The sequence below is a fragment of the Pseudomonas sp. P7548 genome, assembly GCF_013386585.1.
Classification (GTDB): Bacteria; Pseudomonadota; Gammaproteobacteria; order Pseudomonadales; family Pseudomonadaceae; genus Aquipseudomonas.
Genome location: NZ_JACARO010000018.1, coordinates 121,083 through 142,241, shown reverse-complemented (window position 1 = coordinate 142,241; position 21,159 = coordinate 121,083). Strand labels below are relative to the sequence as shown.

The 21,159-nt window shown below is 61.4% G+C and carries 21 protein-coding genes; 14 read left to right on the top strand and 7 right to left on the bottom strand.

From position 1 onward, the window contains the following. The first annotated feature begins 8 nt into the window (after positions 1-8). The 4 genes from purE to HX803_RS10795 all read left to right on the top strand — a co-directional run bounded on the left by purE (position 9) and on the right by HX803_RS10795 (position 2,562). Positions 9-500: a 5-(carboxyamino)imidazole ribonucleotide mutase gene (gene purE, locus HX803_RS10810; protein ID WP_003176980.1), complete on the top strand. Its 492-nt coding sequence runs from the start codon at positions 9-11 to the stop codon at positions 498-500. 11 nt (positions 501-511) lie between these two features. Then, complete coding sequence (locus HX803_RS10805; RefSeq protein WP_178920426.1) at positions 512-1,597, top strand: 5-(carboxyamino)imidazole ribonucleotide synthase; 1,086 nt, start codon at positions 512-514, stop codon at positions 1,595-1,597. A gap of 104 nt (positions 1,598-1,701) precedes the next feature. Then, on the top strand, positions 1,702-1,947 hold the full coding sequence (locus tag HX803_RS10800) for a GlsB/YeaQ/YmgE family stress response membrane protein (RefSeq protein ID WP_017253508.1): 246 nt from the start codon (positions 1,702-1,704) through the stop codon (positions 1,945-1,947). A 78-nt stretch (positions 1,948-2,025) separates the two neighbouring features. Then, a complete protein-coding gene (locus HX803_RS10795; protein ID WP_178920424.1) occupies positions 2,026-2,562 on the top strand; it encodes a DUF3299 domain-containing protein in 537 nt (178 codons plus the stop codon). Positions 2,563-2,678: 116 nt separating this feature from the next. On the opposite strand, the gene HX803_RS10790 is transcribed toward HX803_RS10795, so the two are convergent. Continuing rightward, complete coding sequence (locus HX803_RS10790; RefSeq protein WP_178920423.1) at positions 2,679-3,578, bottom strand: D-hexose-6-phosphate mutarotase; 900 nt, start codon at positions 3,576-3,578, stop codon at positions 2,679-2,681. Positions 3,579-3,635: 57 nt separating this feature from the next. After that, positions 3,636-4,040 carry an acyl-CoA thioesterase gene (locus HX803_RS10785; protein ID WP_003176975.1) on the bottom strand — a complete coding sequence of 135 codons (405 nt, stop codon included), beginning with the start codon at positions 4,038-4,040 and terminating at the stop codon, positions 3,636-3,638. A gap of 377 nt (positions 4,041-4,417) precedes the next feature. Between HX803_RS10785 and HX803_RS10780 the strand changes: the two genes are divergently transcribed. The 8 genes from HX803_RS10780 (at position 4,418) to HX803_RS10745 (ending at position 14,931) form a co-directional block, all read left to right on the top strand. Further along, complete coding sequence (locus HX803_RS10780) at positions 4,418-5,695, top strand: MFS transporter (RefSeq protein WP_178920421.1); 1,278 nt, start codon at positions 4,418-4,420, stop codon at positions 5,693-5,695. Positions 5,696-6,025: 330 nt separating this feature from the next. After that, on the top strand, positions 6,026-7,012 hold the full coding sequence (locus tag HX803_RS10775; protein ID WP_053258707.1) for a phosphate ABC transporter substrate-binding protein PstS: 987 nt from the start codon (positions 6,026-6,028) through the stop codon (positions 7,010-7,012). Positions 7,013-7,452: 440 nt separating this feature from the next. Continuing rightward, entirely contained in the window at positions 7,453-9,486 is a 2,034-nt protein-coding gene (locus HX803_RS10770) for an ABC transporter permease subunit (RefSeq protein WP_178920499.1), read from the top strand. Between the two features lie 15 nt (positions 9,487-9,501). Continuing rightward, on the top strand, positions 9,502-11,172 hold the full coding sequence (pstA, locus tag HX803_RS10765; protein WP_178920419.1) for a phosphate ABC transporter permease PstA: 1,671 nt from the start codon (positions 9,502-9,504) through the stop codon (positions 11,170-11,172). A gap of 140 nt (positions 11,173-11,312) precedes the next feature. After that, positions 11,313-12,146 carry a phosphate ABC transporter ATP-binding protein PstB gene (gene pstB, locus HX803_RS10760; protein ID WP_178920417.1) on the top strand — a complete coding sequence of 278 codons (834 nt, stop codon included), beginning with the start codon at positions 11,313-11,315 and terminating at the stop codon, positions 12,144-12,146. A gap of 71 nt (positions 12,147-12,217) precedes the next feature. Further along, the gene (gene phoU / locus HX803_RS10755) at positions 12,218-12,979 is read left to right on the top strand and encodes a phosphate signaling complex protein PhoU (protein WP_176994499.1); all 762 of its coding nucleotides are present in this window, start codon (positions 12,218-12,220) and stop codon (positions 12,977-12,979) included. 163 nt (positions 12,980-13,142) lie between these two features. Further along, a complete protein-coding gene (locus HX803_RS10750) occupies positions 13,143-14,051 on the top strand; it encodes a response regulator (protein WP_178920415.1) in 909 nt (302 codons plus the stop codon). A gap of 217 nt (positions 14,052-14,268) precedes the next feature. Beyond that, positions 14,269-14,931, top strand: coding sequence for a M23 family metallopeptidase (locus tag HX803_RS10745; RefSeq protein ID WP_178920413.1), 663 nt, complete (start codon positions 14,269-14,271; stop codon positions 14,929-14,931). A gap of 87 nt (positions 14,932-15,018) precedes the next feature. Here HX803_RS10745 and HX803_RS10740 read toward each other — a convergent pair whose 3' ends face one another. The 3 genes from HX803_RS10740 to phoB all read right to left on the bottom strand — a co-directional run bounded on the left by HX803_RS10740 (position 15,019) and on the right by phoB (position 18,677). Then, the gene (locus HX803_RS10740) at positions 15,019-16,359 is read right to left on the bottom strand and encodes a hemolysin family protein (RefSeq protein ID WP_178920411.1); all 1,341 of its coding nucleotides are present in this window, start codon (positions 16,357-16,359) and stop codon (positions 15,019-15,021) included. Positions 16,360-16,618: 259 nt separating this feature from the next. Then, positions 16,619-17,905 carry a phosphate regulon sensor histidine kinase PhoR gene (phoR, locus tag HX803_RS10735; RefSeq protein WP_218172521.1) on the bottom strand — a complete coding sequence of 429 codons (1,287 nt, stop codon included), beginning with the start codon at positions 17,903-17,905 and terminating at the stop codon, positions 16,619-16,621. Positions 17,906-17,987: 82 nt separating this feature from the next. After that, positions 17,988-18,677 carry a phosphate regulon transcriptional regulator PhoB gene (gene phoB, locus HX803_RS10730; RefSeq protein ID WP_003195617.1) on the bottom strand — a complete coding sequence of 230 codons (690 nt, stop codon included), beginning with the start codon at positions 18,675-18,677 and terminating at the stop codon, positions 17,988-17,990. 153 nt (positions 18,678-18,830) lie between these two features. On the opposite strand from phoB, the gene HX803_RS10725 reads away from it, so the two are divergent. After that, positions 18,831-19,208, top strand: coding sequence for a hypothetical protein (locus HX803_RS10725; protein WP_178920409.1), 378 nt, complete (start codon positions 18,831-18,833; stop codon positions 19,206-19,208). A 119-nt stretch (positions 19,209-19,327) separates the two neighbouring features. On the opposite strand, the gene ubiA is transcribed toward HX803_RS10725, so the two are convergent. Together ubiA and HX803_RS10715 are read right to left on the bottom strand one after the other, a co-directional pair. Next, the gene (gene ubiA / locus HX803_RS10720; protein WP_178920407.1) at positions 19,328-20,218 is read right to left on the bottom strand and encodes a 4-hydroxybenzoate octaprenyltransferase; all 891 of its coding nucleotides are present in this window, start codon (positions 20,216-20,218) and stop codon (positions 19,328-19,330) included. Further along, positions 20,218-20,781, bottom strand: coding sequence for a chorismate lyase (locus HX803_RS10715; protein WP_178920405.1), 564 nt, complete (start codon positions 20,779-20,781; stop codon positions 20,218-20,220). The genes ubiA and HX803_RS10715 overlap by 1 nt, the downstream gene beginning before the upstream one ends. Before the next feature lie 196 nt (positions 20,782-20,977). Here HX803_RS10715 and HX803_RS10710 point away from each other — a divergent pair, with 196 nt between their 5' ends. After that, positions 20,978-21,145 (top strand): rubredoxin, encoded by a 168-nt coding sequence (locus HX803_RS10710; protein ID WP_015886569.1) that lies wholly within the window; start codon positions 20,978-20,980, stop codon positions 21,143-21,145. Positions 21,146-21,159: the final 14 nt, after the last annotated feature.

Sequence of the window (21,159 nt, the reverse complement as noted above, 5' to 3'; positions counted from 1 at the left end):
GCACGACGATGAGTGCATTGGTTGGCGTGATCATGGGCTCCAAGTCCGATTGGTCCACCCTTAGCCACACCGCCGATATGCTGGAAAAACTCGGCATTCCGTATGAAGTGAAAGTGGTCTCTGCCCACCGCACCCCGGATCTGCTGTTCCAGTATGCCGATGAAGCAGAATCCCGTGGCATCGAGGTGATCATCGCCGGTGCCGGCGGTGCGGCGCACCTGCCAGGCATGTGTGCGGCCAAGACCCACCTGCCGGTACTCGGCGTGCCGGTGCAGTCGGCGATGCTCTCGGGCGTGGACTCGCTGTTGTCCATCGTGCAGATGCCGGCCGGTATCCCGGTGGCCACCCTGGCAATCGGCAAAGCGGGCGCGATCAACGCCGCGCTGCTGTCCGCCAGCATCCTGGGCGCCAAGCACCCGCAGTTCCACGCGGTGCTGAAAAAATTCCGTGCTGAGCAGACAGACAGCGTGCTGGACAATCCAGACCCACGCATCGCCTGAGGTTGTTGACGATGAAAATCGGTGTAATCGGTGGCGGCCAACTGGGTCGCATGCTGGCCCTGGCGGGAACTCCGCTGGGGATGAACTTCGCTTTCCTGGACCCGGCGCCGGACGCTTGCGCGGCTGCATTGGGTGAACACCTGCGTGCTGACTACAGCGACCCGGACCACCTGCGTCAACTGGCGGACGAAGTCGACCTGGTGACCTTCGAGTTCGAAAGCGTCCCGGCTGAAACCGTGGCCTTCCTGTCGCAGTTCGTGCCGGTGTACCCGAGTGCCGAAGCCTTGCGCATCGCCCGCGACCGCTGGTTCGAGAAAAGCATGTTCAAGGACCTGGGCATTCCGACCCCGGCCTTCGCCGATATCCAGTCCCAGGCAGACCTGGACGCGGCCGTTGCCAGCATCGGCCTGCCGGCCGTGTTGAAAACCCGCACCCTGGGTTACGACGGCAAGGGTCAGAAAGTCCTGCGCACTGCGGCTGATGTGGTCGGTACCTTCGCCGAGTTGGGCAGCGTTGCCTGCCTGCTGGAAGGCTTCGTGCCGTTCACCGGTGAAGTTTCGCTGATCGCCGTGCGTGCCCGCGATGGCGAAACCCGCTTCTACCCGTTGGTGCACAACACCCACGACAGCGGCATCCTCAAGCTGTCCGTGGCCAGTACCGACCACCCGTTGCAGGCCCTGGCCGAAGATTATTCCAGCCGTGTGCTCAATCAGCTGGATTACGTGGGGGTGATGGCGTTCGAGTTCTTTGAAGTCGACGGTGGCCTCAAGGCTAACGAAATCGCCCCGCGTGTGCACAACTCCGGGCACTGGACCACCGAAGGCGCCGAGTGCAGCCAGTTCGAAAACCACCTGCGGGCGGTAGCGGGCTTGCCATTGGGCTCCACGGCCAAGGTCGGTGAGAGCGCCATGCTCAACTTCATCGGCACCGTGCCGGCGGTGGAAAAAGTCATCGCCATCGACGACTGCCACCTGCATCACTACGGCAAGGCCTTCAAGGCCGGGCGCAAGGTGGGTCACGCCAACCTGCGTTGCAAGGACCGTGCGACGCTGCAGGCGCAGATCCTCAAGGTTGAGGCGCTGATCGCCGAGCAATAAGCCGAGTCCGACGGGAACCATTCGGTAACCGTCGTCCTCTGATTGCAGGATGCCAAAGCCTGACTAGGCTTTGGCATAGTTCACTTCATTCAGAGGGAAATGCCATGGGTATCATCGGAACCATCTTTATCGGCCTGATCGTCGGCCTGCTGGCGCGTTTCCTCAAGCCAGGCGACGACAGCATGGGCTGGATCATGACCATCCTGCTGGGTATCGCCGGTTCCCTGGTCGCCACCTACGGTGGCCAGGCGCTGGGTATCTACCAGGCGGGCCAGGGCGCGGGCTTCATCGGTGCACTGATCGGTGCCATCGTGCTGCTGGTGATCTACGGCCTGATCAAAAAGAAATGATCTAAGCGACAAAGCCCTCTGCGCTGCGCAGGCGCAGAGGGCTAGAATGCTCGCCACCTGTATTTGTCGAGCCTCTCCATGCGCCGTCTTCTGTTGACTCTTCTCTTGCTGGGTTCCGGCCTTGCACACGCCGGCGAATTGCCGGAAACCGACTGGCTCGACCTGATGCCGCTGTCGGATCAGAAAGCCCTCGAGGCCATGCCCGAGATCGATCACAACTCCCCTGAAGCCCAAGGCACGTTCACCGAAAAAGGTGGCTTGAAACAAAGCAAAGGCTTGCCGGCGGTGATGTACTCCACCAAGACCGTGGCCGCCATGAACGGCAAGAGCATCCGCATTGGTGGCTACCCCGTTCCGCTGGAAACCGACGCCAAGGGCCGCAGCACCTTGTTCTTCCTCGTGCCGTACCCGGGCGCCTGCATCCACGTGCCGCCACCGCCGCCTAATCAGCTGGTGCTGGTGCGCTACCCCAAGGGCTTGAAGCTGGATGATATCTACACGCCGTTGTGGGTGACGGGCACGTTGAAGGTGGAGAAGGTCAATAACGACCTGGCGGACGCCGCGTATGCGCTGGATGCGGGGAAGGTGAGGGTGGTGAAGGAGTCGGATCTCTAAAACCCAACACCTATCAATGTGGGAGCTGGCTTGCCTGCGATGCAGGCACCTCGGTGTATCAGTGTCACCGAGGCGATGCTATCGCAGGCAAGCCAGCTCCCACATTTGGATCGGGTTTACAGCGCGATACTGGTGATGCTCACGCCCAAGGTGTGGTGTTGGCCTGGTGCCAAGGTCACCACATCATCCAGCACATTCGCCGTTTCGATGCACAGCATGCCTTGCCAGCCATCATCGGCCATGTCGTCGAACGCCTTGGCGCGTTCGGTCCACGGGTTCCAGATCACGGTGGACTTTGAACCCTCGGCCGTGAGCTGGAGGCGGCGCTGCCAGTCTTTGTCGACGATGTGCAGTTGCGCCGGGGTGTCGAGGTAGATGCGGTCGGTCTCGGCGGTGAAATGCAAGAGGCCGGACTGCGTCTTCTCGGCCCAGCCATCGGCGGTGTCGATATACGCCAGCCCGTCCAGGCCTTCTACCTGCACATTGCGCACGTCGCTCACGGCGAAGTAGGTGTGCAGCGCCTGGCTCAGGGTCGCGGTCTCGCTGCCACGGTTATGGCTGATCAGGCGGATGTGCAACTGGTCGTCCAGCAACAGGCTTAGCGTCAGGTCGACTTGATGGGGCCATCCCGGGAAGCCGCCCGCCGGGACTGGAAGCGCCAGGTCCACTCGCAGCGCTTCGCCTTCGAATGCGGTCCCGGCCAATTCCCAGAGTGCTGTACGCACAAAGCCATGGGCGCCGGCAGGCCGTTCGCTCTGGCGCATCGCCTTCACGCTCTGTGGGTTGCGGTCGAATACGCCGAACCACGGCCAGCACACCGGTACGCCGGTACGAATGCCCTTGCCTTGTTTGAACACCGCCTCAGGGTTGGGCCAGATCAACGGCTGTTCGCCTTCGCGCCGGTAACTGAAGATGTGCGCGCCTTGCTGGGCGATCATCAGTTCGGCGCCGTCGTGGCGAATGCGCCAGCAGTCCAGCTCGTCGATTTTCACGGTTTCAACGTGGGGCACAGGCATACAAAGCACTCTTTATGGCAGGCAATGGGGCAATTGACCGTCAAAACCCAATGAGGTTTAACGTGCGCGCGACGGAACCGAACGCGTGCGACCGCTGCCATCGATGGCGACGAACACGAACACCGCCTCGGTGACCTTGCGCCATTCGCTGGACAGCGGGTCATCGCTCCACACTTCGACCATCATCTGGATCGAGCTGCGGCCGATTTCCAGGGCCTGGGTATAGAAGGACAGCTGCGCGCCCACTGCCACCGGTACCAGGAACGCCATGCGATCGATGGCCACGGTCGCCACGCGCCCGCCTGCGACTTTGCTGGCCATGGCGGTGCCGGCCAGGTCCATCTGTGCGACCAGCCAGCCGCCGAAGATATCGCCAAAACCGTTGGTTTCACGCGGGAGCGCGGTGATTTGCAGGGCGAGATCGCCTTGCGGGATAGGATCTTCTTGTTCGAGTTCGATCATGCCAAGGGTGCCTCTGACCCGTAACGCTTCATGGGTATTTCAAGTGGATAGCCGTCTTCGAAAAAAACGTTTCAGCACCAACATACACCGCGTGATGCGTTTCTCGTAAGGCGTACTAAAGGGAAACTCTGCCAAATCGGCTGGATGGCACCCAACGACGTTTTGGCACAGCAGCCCCTCAAGACAGCGGGTTTGGCGCTTGCAAGGGCCGAGTATATCGAGACGCTGGCGTCGCGACGACCTCCCAGCGTTCATTTGGTCGCCAAATCCCAGCTGTAATGGGGCTTTTTCCGGAAACTGTGCTCGTGGCACGGAATATTTGCCGGGCGTGGGGTGTTGTTCCGGCAAGTACCCGTCTTTATAGAGAAGCCTTGCCGATGTCTACTTCTGCGCCCCTCGTGCGCTCGCTGACCCGCAGCGACTACAAAACCCTGTCGCTGTCCGCCCTGGGCAGTGCCCTGGAGTTCTATGACTTCATCATTTTTGTGTTTTTCGCGGCGGTGGTGGGCAAGCTGTTCTTCCCCGCCGACATGCCTGAATGGCTGCGCCTGGTACAAACCTTCGGCATTTTCGCTGCGGGCTATCTGGCGCGCCCGCTGGGCGGCATCATCATGGCGCACTTCGGCGACCTGCTGGGCCGCAAGAAGATGTTCACCCTGAGCATCTTCATGATGGCCGTGCCGACCCTGATCATGGGCCTGCTGCCCACCTACGCGCAGATCGGCCTGTGGGCGCCGCTGCTGTTGCTGCTGATGCGCGTCATCCAGGGCGCGGCGATCGGCGGCGAAGTGCCGGGTGCCTGGGTGTTTGTGTCCGAACACGTGCCACCCCGTCACATCGGCTACGCCTGCGGCACCCTGACCAGTGGCCTGACTGCGGGCATCCTGCTGGGCTCGCTGGTGGCCACCGCCATCAATACGCTCTACAGCCCGGAGCAGGTCTCGGACTACGCGTGGCGTATCCCATTCCTGCTCGGCGGCGTATTCGGCCTGTTGTCGGTGTACCTGCGCCGCTGGCTGCATGAAACGCCGATCTTCGCCGAAATGCAGCAGCGCAAAGCCTTGGCGGCCGAGTTGCCATTGCGTGCGGTCCTGCGTGATCACCGTAGCGCCATCGTGCTGTCGATGCTGCTGACCTGGCTGCTGTCGGCCGGTGTGGTGGTGGTCATCCTGATGACCCCGACCGTGCTGCAGACCGTCTACCACTTCAGCCCGACGGTTTCGTTGCAAGCCAACAGCCTGGCCATCGTTACCCTCAGCCTGGGCTGTATCGCCTCTGGCGCCCTGGCCGACCGCTTCGGTGCAGGCCGCGTGCTGGTGATTGGTTGCCTGCTGCTGCTGGCAACCTCGTGGACGCTGTACCACAGCCTCATCGAGCACCCGAACTGGCTCTTCCCGCTGTACACCCTGACCGGCTTGTTTGTGGGCGTGATTGGTGTGGTGCCCTACGTGATGGTCAAGGCCTTCCCGCCGGTGGTGCGCTTCAGCGGGTTGTCGTTCTCGTACAATGTTGCCTACGCCGTGTTTGGCGGCCTGACGCCGCTGGCGGTGTCGCTGCTGATGAAGGAAAGCCCGATGGGCCCTGCCTACTATGTCGCCGTACTGTGTGTGATGGGGACGCTGGTGGGTGGCTACCTGTGGAAACGCGGGCGCTGACTCACTGATAACCCTGTGGTGAGGGAGCTTGCTCCCGCTGGGCTGCGCAGCAGCCCCAGAAAAAAGCGGGAGCGCTACGCACTCCAGCGCGAGCAAGCTCGCTCGCCACACAGTTTGTTTATGCCAACGTTTTCAGAGTGTTTCTGAAACATCGCCTAAATCCCCGCTTTTCCCCCGCAAGCCCCGGTTTTATTGATCTTTGCCCTTCCTGTCAGGATTTTCACAAATGCTGGCCTTTCATCTAATTGTCATATTCCAGACATAGAGTGTTCACACGGCCTACCGATACTTGGCCCCGATCCAACTATCCCTATCTGCTAGGAGCAAGGCATGAAACTGAAGCGTTTGATGGCGGCAATGACTTTTGTCGCTGCTGGCGTTGCGACCGCCCACGCGGTGGCCGCTGGTGTTGACCCGGCAATTCCGGCTTACGCCAAGACCACCGGTGTATCGGGCAACCTGTCCAGCGTTGGTTCCGACACCCTGGCTAACCTGATGACCCTGTGGGCTGAGTCCTACAAAAAGGAATACCCGAACGTCAACATCCAGATTCAGGCTGCCGGCTCCGCCACTGCACCTCCTGCGCTGACTGAAGGCACCTCCAACCTGGGCCCGATGAGCCGCAAGATGAAGGACACCGAACTGGCTGCCTTCGAGCAGAAGTACGGCTACAAGCCAACCGCTATCCCGGTTGCCGTGGACGCCCTGGCCGTGTTCGTACACAAAGACAACCCGATCCAGCACCTGACCATGGAACAAGTCGACGCGATTTTCTCCTCGACGCGTCTGTGCGGCGCCAAAGCCGACGTGAAAACCTGGGGTGACCTGGGCGTGACCGGCGACCTGGCCAACAAGCCAGTGCAACTGTTCGGTCGTAACTCGGTATCCGGCACCTACGGCTACTTCAAAGAAGAAGCCCTGTGCAAAGGCGACTACAAGCCAAACGTGAACGAACAACCAGGCTCGGCTTCGGTCGTGCAGTCGATCAGCTCCTCGCTGAACGGCATCGGTTACTCGGGCATCGGCTACAAGACTGCAAGCGTGAAGACCGTTGCTCTGGCCAAGAAAGGCAGCACTGACTTCATCGAAGACAGCGAAGAAAACGCCCTGAACGGCAAATACCCGCTGTCGCGTTTCCTCTACGTCTATGTCAACAAGGCCCCGAACAAGCCTCTGGCTCCGCTGGAAGCTGAGTTCGTGAAGCTTGTGCTGTCGAAGCAGGGTCAGGAAGTTGTGGTGAAAGACGGCTATATCCCACTGCCAGCCAAAGTGGCCGCCAAGGCCCTGGCTGACCTGGGTCTGAAAGAAGGCAACTAAGCCTGCAACACCTGTAGGAGCTGGCTCGCCAGCGATGGAAGTGACGCGGTCTGCCAGGCACACCGCTTCGCTGGCAAGCCGGCTCCTACAGTCCATTTTCTAGTCCGCTGCCAGCCCTGCTACGCGGCGGCTTTGTTGCGTCACTGCATTGTCATCTTTCTGTCATACAGGATCGCTAGGGTGTGCGCATGAATGATCTGGCCAATTCCACCATGACGACTACTTCTCCCCCCAAGCGCATTGATTTCAATACGCCTGAGCTGCAACGCAAGCGCCGCATTCGCGCGCTCAAAGATCGCCTGACCCGTTGGTACGTCTTGATCGGCGGCCTCGCCGTCCTCGGCGCCATCACCCTGATCTTCTTCTTCCTCGCCTATGTCGTCGCGCCTTTGTTCCAGGGTGCCTCGTTGACCAAGGAAGATGCCCTCACGCCTGCGTGGATCCAGGACGCCGGCAAGCCGCTGATGATCTCTCTGGAAGAACAGAACCAGGTCGCCATGCGGGTTTCCGACAAGGGCCAGGCGCTGTTCTTTGATGTGGACAGTGGCGCCGAGATCAAGCGCGTCGACTTGCCGTTGCCGGCTGGCAGCCAAGTGGTGTCCATTGGTAAAGACCAACCGGGCAGCCCGTTGGTGATCCTCGGTTTGTCCAATGGTCAATCCCTGGTGTTCCGCCACACCTATAAAGTGTCGTACCCGGACGGCAAGAAAACCATCAACCCAGCAGTCGAATACCCTTACGGTGAAACGCCAATCGTGCTGGACGATGGTGGTCGCCCGCTGGAACACGTTGCACTGAACGCCACTGACTCCTCCCTGGTGGTCGCCGGTTCGTCGGGCTCGCACTTGAACGTGCTGTCACTGAGCCGCGAAGAAAACATGATGACCGGTGAAGTCACCAGCGAGCAGAAGCGTATCGAGCTGCCGCAAATGACCGAGCCGGTGAAGGCGATCTTCATCGACCCACGCCAGCAGTGGCTGTACGTGATCAACGGTCGCGCGTTGGCCGATGTGTTCAGCCTGCGTGACAAGAGCCTCAACGGTCGCTACAAACTGCTCGAAGACGGCGCTGCCGAGATCACGGCCAGTACCCAACTGGTGGGCGGTATCTCGCTGATCGTCGGTAACTCCAAGGGTGGCCTGGCCCAGTGGTTCATGGCCCGCGACCCGGACGGCGAGCAACGCCTGAAACAGATCCGCACCTTCCAGATGGGTACTGCACCCATCGTGGAAATCACCGCTGAAGAGCGTCGCAAAGGCTTCACTGCCCTGGATGCTTCCGGCAAGTTCGGCGTGTTCCACAGCACCGCCCACCGCACCCTGCTGGTCGACCCGGTGGTTGATGGCCAAGGCCTGTTCGGCCTGTCGCCACGCGCCAACCGCGTGATCGTGGAAGCCGGTGGCAAGCTGCAACCGCTGCTGCTGGACAACCCGCACCCGGAAGTGTCCTGGAGCGCGTTGTGGAGCAAGGTCTGGTACGAAAACTACGACGAGCCTAAGTACGTTTGGCAATCGACCGCCGCCAACACCGACTTCGAACCGAAGATGAGCCTGGCTCCGCTGACGTTCGGTACGTTGAAAGCTGCGTTCTACGCCATGCTGCTGGCTGCACCGCTGGCCGTTGCCGCTGCGATCTACACCGCTTACTTCATGGCCCCGAGCCTGCGCCGCAAGGTCAAGCCGGTGATCGAGTTGATGGAAGCGATGCCGACGGTGATCCTCGGCTTCTTCGCCGGCCTGTTCCTGGCGCCGTATGTGGAAGGGCACCTGCCGGGCATCTTCAGCCTGCTGATGCTGTTGCCGATTGGCATCCTGGTGGCTGGTTTCATCTTCAGCCGCCTGCCTGAGTCGCTGCGCCTGCGCGTTCCTGATGGCTGGGAAAGCGCGATCCTGATCCCGGTGATCCTGTTCGTGGGCTGGCTCTCGCTGTACATGAGCCCGTACCTGGAAACCTGGTTCTTCGGCGGCGACATGCGCATGTGGATCTCCCACGACCTGGGCATCACCTACGACCAGCGCAACGCACTGGTAGTCGGCCTGGCCATGGGTTTTGCGGTGATCCCGAACATCTACTCCATCGCCGAAGACGCCGTGTTCAGCGTGCCGCGCGGCCTGACCCTGGGTTCCCTGGCCCTCGGCGCTACACCATGGCAGACCATGACTCGCGTGGTCATCCTGACCGCCAGCCCGGGTATCTTCTCGGCGCTGATGATCGGCATGGGCCGTGCGGTCGGCGAAACCATGATCGTGTTGATGGCCACCGGCAACACCCCGGTGATGGAGATGAACCTGTTCGAAGGCCTGCGCACCCTGGCGGCCAACGTGGCGGTCGAGATGCCGGAGTCGGAAGTGGGCGGTAGTCACTACCGCGTGCTGTTCCTCTCGGCACTGGTACTGCTGCTGTTCACCTTCATCATGAACACCCTCGCCGAGCTGATCCGTCAGCGTCTGCGCAAGAAATACTCGTCGCTTTAAGAAAGGTAGAAGTCTGTGAAACAGAACTCCCTGAATGGATGGTTCAAGAGCGGCGCCCCCGGCGTCTGGATCAGCGGTGGCGCGGTGTCCATCGCGGTCATCATGACCATTGGCTTGCTGGCGGTGATTGCCGTGCGTGGTCTCGGCCACTTCTGGCCGGCCGACCTGATCCAGGCCAACTACAGCGTGCCTGGCCTGGAAAACCATATCGTCATCGGCGAAGTGGTGCAGAAGGAAGAAGTGCCGCGTGAGCGCCTGAAAAGCGCCGGTCTGCCCGTGCCGGAGCAAGGCCCGGAATTCATGACCCGCGAGCTGATCAAGGTCGGTAACCGGGACCTGAACGGCAACGACTTCACCTGGATCGTCGGCGAGTGGTTGAAGGACCAGACCAAGCCTGCGGACCTGATGGCCATCGAGCGTCGCGAGTGGGGCAACTTCTACGGCACCCTGGTCAACGTGAAACAGGACGGCAAGGTCATTGCTGAAGGCGAGGCCGCGTGGCCTGAGCTGCAGGCGCGTGTCGACCGTGTGAACAAGCTGGCAGCTCAGCTCAAAAGCCTGGAAAAAACCGATATCGGCGCGATCAACGCCGGGCTGGAGCGCATCCGCCTGCACGGTCGCAAGCTGGAGCTGGAAGGCAAGCTCGACGCCACCGCCCAGGCCGACATGGACACTGGCCGTGCCGAGCTGAACAACCGCTATAAAGAGATCGAAGCGCGCCTGGCTGACCTGCACACCCAGTTCAACCGCGACTCGCTGACGGCCCGCGATGGCAACGGCAAGGAAGTGGAAATCGGCATCGGCAAAGTGGTGCACGCTTACCAGCCGAACGCCATGGGCACCCTGACCAAGATCGGCTTCTACTTCAGCAAGGTCTGGGAATTCCTCAGCGATGACCCACGGGAAGCCAACACCGAAGGCGGTATCTTCCCGGCCATCTTCGGCACCGTGATGATGACCCTGATCATGGCGATGATCGTGACCCCGTTCGGCGTACTGGCGGCGGTGTACCTGCGTGAATACGCCAAGCAGAACACCCTGACGCGGGTTATCCGCATTGCGGTGAACAACCTGGCGGGCGTACCGGCCATCGTCTACGGCGTGTTCGGCCTGGGCTTCTTCGTGTATGTACTGGGTGGCTCGGTTGACCGCCTGTTCTTCGCCGAAGCCTTGCCGGCACCGACCTTCGGTACGCCGGGCCTGCTGTGGGCTTCGCTGACCCTGGCGTTGCTGGCGGTGCCGGTGGTGATCGTGGCCACTGAAGAAGGCCTGGCGCGAATTCCTCGCACCGTGCGTGAAGGCTCCCTGGCACTGGGCGCGACCAAGGCGGAAACGCTGTGGAAGATCGTGCTGCCGATGGCCAGCCCGGCAATGATGACCGGCATGATCCTCGCCGTGGCCCGCGCCGCCGGTGAAGTGGCGCCGCTGATGCTGGTTGGTGTGGTGAAACTGGCGCCGTCGCTGCCGCTGGACGGCAACTACCCGTACCTGCACCTGGACCAGAAGATCATGCACTTGGGCTTCCATATTTATGACGTCGGCTTCCAGAGCCCGAACGTCGAAGCCGCACGGCCGCTGGTGTACGCCACCGCCTTGCTGCTGGTGCTGGTGATCGCCACGCTCAACCTGTCGGCAGTGTGGATCCGCAACCACCTGCGCGAAAAGTACAAAGCGCTGGATAGCTGATCTGAATTGAACGCGGACTCAATGTGGGAGCGGGCTTGCTCGCGAATGCGGTGTCTCAGAAACACATAGGTCGACTGACCCGACGCCTTCGCGAGCAAGCCCGCTCCCACACAACGAATTGGTAGCACAGGGAGCATCCCATGCAACACGAAACCCCTACCCACGGCATCAACATGTCTGCCCTGGGTCGCGACAAGCAGAGCCTGAGCCTGGCCCAGGAAACCGTGGCCATCGAAGTGCCGGGCCTGAGCCTGTACTACGGTGAAAAGCAGGCGCTGTTCGACGTCAGCATGAACATCCCCAAGCAGCGCGTGACCGCCTTCATCGGCCCGTCGGGCTGCGGCAAGTCCACGCTGCTGCGTACCTTCAACCGCATGAACGACCTGGTGGACGGCTGCCGTGTGGAAGGCGCCATCAACCTCTACGGCAGCAACATCTACCGTAAGGGCGAAGACGTGGCCGAGCTGCGTCGCCGCGTGGGCATGGTGTTCCAGAAGCCGAACCCGTTCCCCAAGACCATCTACGAAAACGTGGTCTACGGCCTGCGTATCCAGGGCATCAACAAGAAGCGCATCCTCGACGAAGCCGTTGAGTGGGCGTTGAAAGGCGCGGCGCTGTGGGATGAGGTCAAGGACCGCCTGCACGATTCGGCACTCGGCCTGTCTGGTGGCCAGCAGCAACGTCTGGTGATCGCCCGTACCATCGCCGTGGAGCCGGAAGTATTGCTGCTCGACGAACCGTGCTCGGCACTCGACCCGATCTCGACGCTGAAAGTCGAAGAACTGATCTACGAGCTCAAGTCCAAGTTCACCATCGTGATCGTGACCCACAACATGCAACAGGCGGCACGGGTTTCCGACTACACCGCGTTCATGTACATGGGCAAGCTGGTGGAATTCGGCGACACCGATACCCTGTTCACCAACCCGGCCAAGAAGCAGACCGAAGACTACATCACCGGTCGCTACGGCTAGAGCACGCTGGTTCTGATTGCACTGAATGCTGCGGTTCTCCGCACCTTACCGGACGCTCCAAGGACACCCACATGATTAGCAAAGAAGGCCTTACCCATCACATCTCCGCGCAGTTCAACGCCGAGCTTGAGGAAGTGCGCAGCCACCTCCTGGCGATGGGCGGGCTGGTGGAGAAGCAAGTCAACGACGCCGTCACCGCGCTGATCGAGGCCGACTCGGGCCTGGCCCAGCAAGTGCGCGAGATCGATGACCAAATCAACCAGATGGAGCGCAACATCGACGAAGAATGCCTGCGCATTCTGGCCCGTCGCCAGCCAGCGGCCTCCGACCTGCGCTTGATCATCAGCATCTCCAAGTCGGTGATCGACCTGGAGCGCATCGGCGACGAAGCCACCAAGATCGCCCGTCGTGCCATCCAGCTGTGCGAAGAAGGCGAAGCCCCGCGCGGTTATGTGGAAGTGCGCCATATCGGCGACCAGGTGCGCAACATGGTGCGCGACGCGTTGGACGCTTTCGCCCGCTTCGACGCCGAGCTGGCGTTGTCGGTGGCGCAGTACGACAAGATCATCGACCGCGAATACAAGACCGCGCTGCGTGAGCTGGCCACCTACATGATGGAAGACCCACGCTCTATCTCGCGGGTCTTGAACATTATCTGGGTGCTGCGTTCCCTGGAGCGTATCGGTGACCACGCACGCAACATTTCCGAGCTGGTGATTTACCTGGTGCGCGGCACCGATGTGCGGCACATGGGCCTCAAGCGCATGAAAGCCGAAGTTGAAGGCACAGCCGACCAAATCCCTAATGTTCCGGGCGAACCTGACGATAAGTAAGGTTGCCCGAGAAATTAACGCCCGGCCTCAGGCCGGGCGTTTTTGTTTGTGGCACATGAATTTTTTGCGCAGCCGGGGCAATAAAGTCCGACTGTGACTACCGAGTTTTGGCAAAATGCCATCAGTCAGGCGTCTTGCGTGCCGTTTATAGGGTGAAGGGTCGATGAGTAAAGTCAGTGTATTGGTGGTGGATGACGCCTCGTTTATCCGCGACCTGGTGAAGAAGTGCCTGCGCAACTACTTCCCCGGGATCAAGATTGAAGATGCGGTAAACGGCAAAAAGGCCCAGGCCATCCTGATGCGCGAGACCTTCGACCTGGTGCTGTGCGACTGGGAAATGCCGGAAATGTCGGGCCTGGAGCTGCTGACCTGGTGCCGTGAGCAAGCCCATCTGAAGGCCATGCCTTTCGTGATGGTGACCAGCCGTGGCGACAAGGAAAACGTGGTCCAGGCGATCCAGGCCGGCGTCTCCGGCTACGTCAGCAAGCCGTTCACCAACGAGCAGTTGTTGAACAAGGTCAAGCAAGCCCTGCACAAGATCGGCCGCCTCGACGCCCTGATCGCCAGCGCCCCGACCAAGATGAACTCGGCTTTCGGCAACGACTCCCTGAGCGCCCTGACGGGCGGCAAGCCCGAAGCCGTGCGCCCGGCACCGGTGGCTGCAGCGGCACCCGCACCGAGCAAAGGCCTGCTCAACAGCCCACCGGTCCAGGCGCCTGCTGCCGCGCCGGCGGGCGGTCGTGGCCAGGGCCAACTGCGTTTGTCCAGCGGCAACCAGCAATGTGTGATCAAGGCGCTGAGCATCAAGGAAGCGCTGCTGGTGGTACGCCGCGGTGAAGTGCTGCCTCAGGTACTGGAAAGCGCGGTGCTCGACCTTGAGCAAGGTGACAACGCCGAAGTGGCGCGCCTCAACGGCTACCTGCACGCTATCGTCGCCTACGAACCCAAGCCCGACAGCGACTGGCTGCAACTGACCTTCCGGTTCATCGACCAGGATGCGCAGAAGCTCGACTACATCTCCCGCCTGATCGCCCGCGGCACGGCGCAAAAACACTTCGTGCCAGGCGCCTGATAAAAACCTATCGCCCGATTGCAGGGCTTTTGTAGTGAGCGGGCTTGCCCCGCGCCGGACCGCGCAGCGGCCCCCATTCAGGCACTGCGGTCCTTCAGTCAAACCGCGCTGCCAGGTGTCGGGCGGCTTCGCCACCCAGCGCGGGGCAAGCCCGCTCACTACAATCGTCATGTTCGCTTGCTAGCCTGCCGTTCAGTCATTCTGGCAGGGACACGCCATGCTCATGCGCGTATTGCTGTGCTGCGGCCTGGCCACGGTCGTTCCTTCGGCCCTGGCCATGACCGTCTACAAATCCATTGATGCCCAGGGCAACGTGGTCTACAGCGACCGGCAAACCCCCGGGGCCCAGGCGTTCGTGATCCAGGAGCGCAAGCCTGCGCGTTTGCTGCTCGAAAGGCCGAAGCCGACTTATCCACCACAAGCCTACCGCTACCCGCTGCCCTGGCGCGGCGGCCCGTTTCGCCTCACCCAAGGGCCCAACGGCAACTTCAGCCATACCGACGCCAAAAGCCGCTACGCCATGGATATCGCCATGCCTGAAGGCACGCCAATCATTGCGGCGCGCAGTGGCATGGTGGTGAAGACCGAGAACGAGCAAGTCGGGCGCGGCAATGATGCGTCAGGGAATTTTGTACGGGTGCGCCATGACGATGGCAGCGACGCGGTGTACCTGCACCTCAAGCAAGGCTCGGTGAGTGTCAGGGCTGGGCAGCGTGTGAGTGTGGGGAGCCCGCTGGCGCTGTCGGGCAATACGGGCAACAGCAGCGGGCCGCACCTGCACTTTGTGGTGCAGCGTGCCACGGAGGCGGGGCTGGTATCGATTCCGTATGAGTTCAACCAGCCGGTGGGCACGCTGCCCAATTTTGCAGCAGGCCTGTAGGCGCCCGGCTTGCCGGCGATGGGGCCAGTGAGAACATCACAGTTTCCACGGTCGCTATCGCCGGTAAGCCGGGCTTCTACGGGGGGGTTAGTCGAGCAACAGGACCTTGGCCAACACGATCTTCGGGCCTTTCATCTTCTTGATGATGATGCGCAGGCCTTCCACTTCCAGCACTTCTTCCTCTTCCGGCACGCGCTTGAGCGTGTCGTAGATCAGGCCGGCCAGGGTTTCGGCTTCGATGTGGTCCAGGTCCACGCCCAGCAGGCGCTCCACCTTGAACAGCGGCGTGTCGCCACGCACCAGCAACTTGCCCGGCTGGTACGCCAGGATGCCGCGTTCGGCCTTGCGGTGTTCGTCCTGGATATCGCCCACCAGCACTTCCAGCACGTCTTCCATGGTGAGGTAGCCGATGATCTTGCCGTCAGCCTCTTCCACCAGGGCGAAGTGCGCGCCGCCTTTGCGGAACTGCTCCAGCAACTGCGACAACGGCATGTGCCGCGATACGCGCTCCAGTGGGCGGGTCAGTTCGGCCAGGTTGAACGACTCGGGGATGTGGTCCAGGGCTGCCAGTTCCAGCAGCAGGTCCTTGATGTGCAACAGGCCCACGAATTCGTTGCGGTCGGCGTCGTACACCGGATAGCGGCTGAATTTGTGGCGACGGAACAGCGCGAGGATTTCCTTGAGCGGGGCGTTGAAGTCCAGGGTCACCAGGTCTTCCCGGGAGTTGGCCCAGTCCACCACTTCCAGTTCGCCCATTTCCACGGCCGAGGCCAGCACGCGCATGCCTTGGTCGCTCGGATCCTGGCCACGGCTGGAGTGCAGGATCAGCTTGAGTTCTTCGCGGCTGTAATGGTGTTCGTGGTGCGGGCCAGGCTCACCCTGGCCGGCAATGCGCAGGATCGCATTGGCGCTGGCGTTGAGCAGGTAGATCGCCGGGTACATGGCCCAGTAGAACAGGTACAGCGGCACTGCCGTCCACAGCGACAACAGCTCGGGTTTGCGGATGGCCCAGGATTTGGGCGCCAGCTCGCCGACCACGATGTGCAGGTAGGAAATCACGAAGAACGCCGCAAAGAACGACACGCCCTTGATCACTTCCGGCGATTGCACGCCCACCGCGCTCAGCAGTGGCTCGAGGATGTGCGCAAACGCCGGCTCACCGACCCAGCCCAGGCCCAGGGAGGCGAGGGTGATACCCAACTGGCAGGCCGACAGGTAAGCGTCGAGCTGGCTGTGCACGGTGCGCAGGATCTGTCCGCGCCAGCCGTTTTTGTGGGCAATGGCCTCGACCCGGGTGGCGCGTAGTTTGACCATGGCAAATTCCGCCGCAACGAAGAAACCGTTGAGCAGTACCAGGATCAGTGCAAAAAGAATCATGCCGAAGTCGGCGAAGAGTGTGGCGAGGGTGATACCAGGGGAAGGGTCCATGATGGGGTTTTGCAGGTTCCGTGTGTTCAATAAGGGGTGGCAGGTGGGCCGCAAAGGCAGGCGCAAGTCGGCCAATGTAGCGGCTGACGGGGCGCTTGCCTAGTGCCCGCTGCCGGGTGGGACGTGGAAAGTCGTATAGCCGAACCCCTGTAGGAGCTGGCTTGCCAGCGATAGCGGAGTGTCAGGCGACCTCTCTATTGGCTGTGCCAATGTCATCGCAGGCAAGCCAGCTCCCACACCGGGCAACTGTTACTTCAGGTTATTCATCATTTTCGACCAGCCGCGAACGGGTCATCTGCACCGGGGGAAAGTGGCAGGTAAAGGTACTGCCATGGCCCAGCACGCTGCTGATCTCCAGGCGCGCACGATGGCGCAGCAACACGTGCTTGACGATGGCCAGCCCCAGCCCGGTGCCGCCGGTGTTGGAGTTGCGACTGGAATCGACACGGTAGAAACGTTCGGTCAGGCGCGGCAGGTGCTTGGCGTCGATGCCGATGCCCGAGTCCTGCACGCTCAGGTGCGCGCCGTGCTCGTCGGCCCACCAGCGGATGCGGATATTGCCCTTGTCCTGGGTGTACTTCACGGCGTTGAACACCAGGTTGGAAAACGCGCTGCGCAACTCGCCTTCGCTGCCCTTGAGCAACACGGCCGGGTCGGCTTCCAGGGTGATCTGCTGCCCGCGCTGGCCGGAAAGGGCCTGGGCGTCGTTCTTGATGGTCTGCAGCAGGCTCTGCACGGCCACCGGGTGGTTGTCCGACGGGTAGTCGGTGGCTTCCAGCTTGGCCAGCAACAGCAGGTCGTTGAGCAGGGTCTGCATGCGTGAACCTTGCTGCTGCATCTGCTGCAGGGCGCGGCTCCAGCGCGGGTTGATCTCGTCGACGTTGTCCAGCAACGTTTCCAGGTAACCGCAGATCACCGTCAACGGCGTGCGCAGTTCGTGGGAGACGTTGGCGACGAAGTCTTTGCGCATCTGTTCAAGCTGGTGGATGCGGGTGACGTCGCGCACCAGCATCAAGTGTTCGTTGTTGCCGTAACGCGTCAGGTACAGCTGGATGCGCACGCGGTCGTTGGTGGGCGAAGGGATTTCCAGGGCTTCTTCGTAGTTCTCCTGTTCGAAGTACTCCTTGAAGCGCGGGTGGCGCACCAGGTTGGTCACCGGTTGGCCGCTGTCCTGGGGTGTCTTGAGGCCCAGCAAAGTCTCGGCGGCGCGGTTCCACCATTCCAGGTTGCCGTCGCTGTCGAGCATGATCACCGCGTCTTTGAGCGCGGCAGTGGACTCTTGCACGCGGTCGATCACCGCTTGCAGGCGCCCGCGTACCCGTTGGTCGCGGCGTTGCAGGTGGTAAATGCTGTCGAACACCTCGCCCCACAGGCCATAGCCGTCGGGTGGTGCTTCATCGGGTTTGTGCTGGCGCAGCCATTCATGCAGGCGCAACAGTTGCTTGAGGGTCCAGCCCAGGTACAGGCCGATACCAACGGCCAGGCTCCAGCCGTAATAACCGCTGACCAGGCCCACCAACAGGCAGCCGGTGATCAACAGAAGCATGTGGCGGATCAGGGTGCCATGCCAGTTCTGGTTCACTTAAACATGCGTCCTTGTCAGCTGTTAAGGAAGGAAAGGGGCTGGCTCAGCCTTTGGTGGAAAAGCGATAGCCAGTGCCGCGCACGGTTTGTACCAGATTCTCGTAGGCATCGCCCAAGGCTTTGCGCAGGCGACGGATATGCACGTCTACGGTGCGTTCTTCCACGTATACGTTGCCGCCCCAGACCTGATCCAGCAGTTGGCCACGGGTGTAGGCGCGCTCCTGGTGGGTCATGAAAAATTGCAGCAGGCGGTATTCGGTCGGGCCCATCTCGGCCGGCTTGCCGTCGATGGTCACGCGGTGGCTGATCGGGTCCAGGATCAGGCCGTCGACTTCGATCGGCGCTTCACCGTCGGTCGGGCCGGCACGGCGCAATACGGCCTTCAGACGCGCGACCAGCTCACGTGGGGAAAACGGCTTGGTGATGTAGTCGTCGGCGCCCACTTCCAGGCCCTGGATCTTGTTGTCCTCTTCGCCCTTGGCGGTGAGCATGATGATCGGGATGTCCCCGGTCAGCTCGTCACGCTTAAGGCGACGGGCCAGCTCGATGCCGGAGGTGCCGGGCAGCATCCAGTCCAGCAGGATCAGGTCCGGCTTGCGGTCGACGATAATGGCATGGGCCTGCTGGGAGTTCTCCGCCTCCAGGCAGTCATAGCCGGCCATTTCCAACGCAACGGCGATCATCTCGCGAATGGGCGCTTCGTCGTCAACGATCAGAATGCTCCTGCCAACCATGCCTAAATCCTCTTGTCATTTAACTGTCTTGCGCCGCATTAGATAACGGAATTATTGCAGTCGTGTGACAGTAATTTAGTCGCTTGGGCAATTCGCGCCTCTCTGGACTACGCTTTGGGTCCGAATCCTTACAACCACAAAAGGAAGGTTCCGATGGCTATCAACAGTGTTTCCTGGAAAGCCCTGCTGGTCACGGCGGCGTTGACGCTGCCGACGCTGGCCTTCGCGGCGGAACCCGCGATGACGAAAGACGGGATGCTGGTCGACCACAAGGGTATGACGCTCTACACCTTCGACAAAGACGCAGGCGGCAAGTCTGTATGCAAGGATCAGTGCGCAACCAACTGGCCGCCGCTGAAGGCTGAGTCTACCGACAAGTCCATGGGCGATTGGACCGTCATCACCCGCGATGACCAGAGCAGCCAATGGGCCTACAAAGGCAAGCCGGTCTACACCTACAAGGATGACCATAAGGCTGGGGACAAGACTGGCGACGGCAAGGGTGGGGCGTGGCACGTCATCAAACCTTGAGCCCGAGGCGCCACTGAGACCTTCGCGAGCAAGCCCGCTCCCACATTTGGATTTGTGAACACAGTCGAATGTGGGAGCGGGCTTGCCCGCGAAGGCGTCAGCCCAGCCGCCGCAAAATTTCAGCGCAGGGCGTAGTCGGCGACGATACCGACAAAGATCGCCAACCCTGCCCAATGGTTATGCAGGAATGCCTTGAAGCATTTCATACGGTCCTTGTCCCGTGTGTACCAGAACTCCCAGGCAAAACAGCCCGCCGCGGCCAACAGTCCCAAATGGAACCAGCCCCCCAGTTCGAACCGTGCACCCGCCAGTAACAGGCACAGCAGCGACAGGCCCTGCAGGGTGAGGATGATCACGCGGTCGGCATCGCCGAACAGAATGGCGGTGGATTTCACACCGATCTTCAGGTCGTCGTCACGGTCGGTCATCGCGTAATAGGTGTCGTAGCCCACCGTCCACAGCAGGTTGGCAATATAGAGAAGCCAGGCCGTGGCCGGCAGGTGGCCGGTCTCTGCGGTGAACGCCATCGGCATGCCCCAGGAAAACGCCGCGCCCAGCACCACTTGCGGGTAATAGGTGTAGCGCTTCATGAACGGGTAGCTCGCCGCCAGGGCCAGACCGCCCAAGGACAGCAGGATGGTGGTGGCGTTGGTCAGCAATACCAGCAGGAAACTGATGCCCATCAGCACCGCAAAAAACACCAGCGCCTCTTTTGAGCTGATCTTGCCGCTGACCAGCGGGCGCTGCTCGGTGCGCTTCACATGGCCATCGACCTTGCGGTCGGCCCAGTCATTGATCACGCAACCACCGGCGCGGGTCAGCACCACGCCCAGCACGAAAATCACGATATTGATCAGGGAAGGCGAGCCCTTGCCGGCAATCCACAGCGCCCACAATGTCGGCCACAGCAGCAGGTAGATGCCGATCGGCTTGTCCATGCGGGTCAGCTGAATGAAGTCCCAGGCCCTGGGATTCAGGTGGTTCAAGGACTTGAGCAGACGTTGGTACATCAGCAGTTCTCCGGGTGGTCGTGCAGCGCGTGCCAGAAGCTCGGCAAGAAGATTTCCGCCACCAGCACGCTCAACGCCCCACGGTCGAAACGCGAACGGCGCCCCCACAACCCCTCGGCCTTGTCCGCCGCAGGCAGCCAGTCGCTTGGGTAATGGCACACCTCAATGGCTTGGCGGGTGAACGCCTGGTCGCAAAACAGCAGCTCGCCCAGCGAGCGGCTGCCCAGTTCATCCATGTGCAGGCCGTCGCCTTGCAAGGCACTGCGTGAGGCCACGCTACGGGCGAACACCCACGGCTGGCCGTGCCCACGCAGGTACACCTCGCGCACCCAGCCGATGGTGGCCGCAGGCAGGCCCAGGGCCGCGCACTCGTCTTCGCGCAGTGGCTGCCAGCCTTCGAACAGCGGCGTCACGCTGAAACCATCGTTGGACAGCCACGTCAGCCGTCGCGTCAGCGAGTCTTCGTTGAACAGCCAATTGAGGGTCAGGGGCGTGGGCAAGGGGCTCAGAAGGCTCTGGGTCAGCCATTGGCAAGCATCGGGACGGGCGATTGAGTGCGGCACGGTGAGTCAGTATTGGCAGCAAAAGAGGCGGCGAGCTTACCATGGCGTCTTGATCTTTTGCCGGGCTGAACCGGCCCCATGCGTCGATCGTGCTTGCATCTGCCGGCCCCGATCAGTACAAAACGCCCTGAGCCGCACGGCAACGCGGGTCTATCGACCGTCGGCCAAGAAGCCTGGACCCTGAGGAAGCAAGTAAATGAAGAAGTGGCAATGTGTAGTCTGCGGCCTGATCTATGACGAGAAAGACGGCTGGCCAGATGACGGAATTCTGCCTGGCACCCGTTGGGAAGACGTCCCGGAAGACTGGCTGTGCCCGGACTGCGGCGTGGGCAAGATGGATTTCGAGATGATCGAAATCGGCTGATCTGAATTTTAAGA

Coding starts and splice junctions, on each gene's coding strand:
- HX803_RS10740 (WP_178920411.1), bottom strand. CDS start 16,359: ATGGACCCTTCCCCTGGTATCACCCTCGCCACACTCTTCGCCGACTTC.
- HX803_RS10800 (WP_017253508.1), top strand. CDS start 1,702: ATGGGTATCATCGGAACCATCTTTATCGGCCTGATCGTCGGCCTGCTG.
- purE (WP_003176980.1), top strand. CDS start 9: ATGAGTGCATTGGTTGGCGTGATCATGGGCTCCAAGTCCGATTGGTCC.
- HX803_RS10710 (WP_015886569.1), top strand. CDS start 20,978: ATGAAGAAGTGGCAATGTGTAGTCTGCGGCCTGATCTATGACGAGAAA.
- HX803_RS10775 (WP_053258707.1), top strand. CDS start 6,026: ATGAAACTGAAGCGTTTGATGGCGGCAATGACTTTTGTCGCTGCTGGC.
- phoR (WP_218172521.1), bottom strand. CDS start 17,905: ATGCTTCTGTTGATCACCGGCTGCCTGTTGGTGGGCCTGGTCAGCGGT.
- ubiA (WP_178920407.1), bottom strand. CDS start 20,218: ATGTACCAACGTCTGCTCAAGTCCTTGAACCACCTGAATCCCAGGGCC.
- HX803_RS10795 (WP_178920424.1), top strand. CDS start 2,026: ATGCGCCGTCTTCTGTTGACTCTTCTCTTGCTGGGTTCCGGCCTTGCA.
- HX803_RS10780 (WP_178920421.1), top strand. CDS start 4,418: ATGTCTACTTCTGCGCCCCTCGTGCGCTCGCTGACCCGCAGCGACTAC.
- HX803_RS10745 (WP_178920413.1), top strand. CDS start 14,269: ATGCTCATGCGCGTATTGCTGTGCTGCGGCCTGGCCACGGTCGTTCCT.
- HX803_RS10750 (WP_178920415.1), top strand. CDS start 13,143: ATGAGTAAAGTCAGTGTATTGGTGGTGGATGACGCCTCGTTTATCCGC.
- phoB (WP_003195617.1), bottom strand. CDS start 18,677: ATGGTTGGCAGGAGCATTCTGATCGTTGACGACGAAGCGCCCATTCGC.
- phoU (WP_176994499.1), top strand. CDS start 12,218: ATGATTAGCAAAGAAGGCCTTACCCATCACATCTCCGCGCAGTTCAAC.
- pstB (WP_178920417.1), top strand. CDS start 11,313: ATGCAACACGAAACCCCTACCCACGGCATCAACATGTCTGCCCTGGGT.
- HX803_RS10725 (WP_178920409.1), top strand. CDS start 18,831: ATGGCTATCAACAGTGTTTCCTGGAAAGCCCTGCTGGTCACGGCGGCG.
- HX803_RS10790 (WP_178920423.1), bottom strand. CDS start 3,578: ATGCCTGTGCCCCACGTTGAAACCGTGAAAATCGACGAGCTGGACTGC.
- HX803_RS10805 (WP_178920426.1), top strand. CDS start 512: ATGAAAATCGGTGTAATCGGTGGCGGCCAACTGGGTCGCATGCTGGCC.
- HX803_RS10785 (WP_003176975.1), bottom strand. CDS start 4,040: ATGATCGAACTCGAACAAGAAGATCCTATCCCGCAAGGCGATCTCGCC.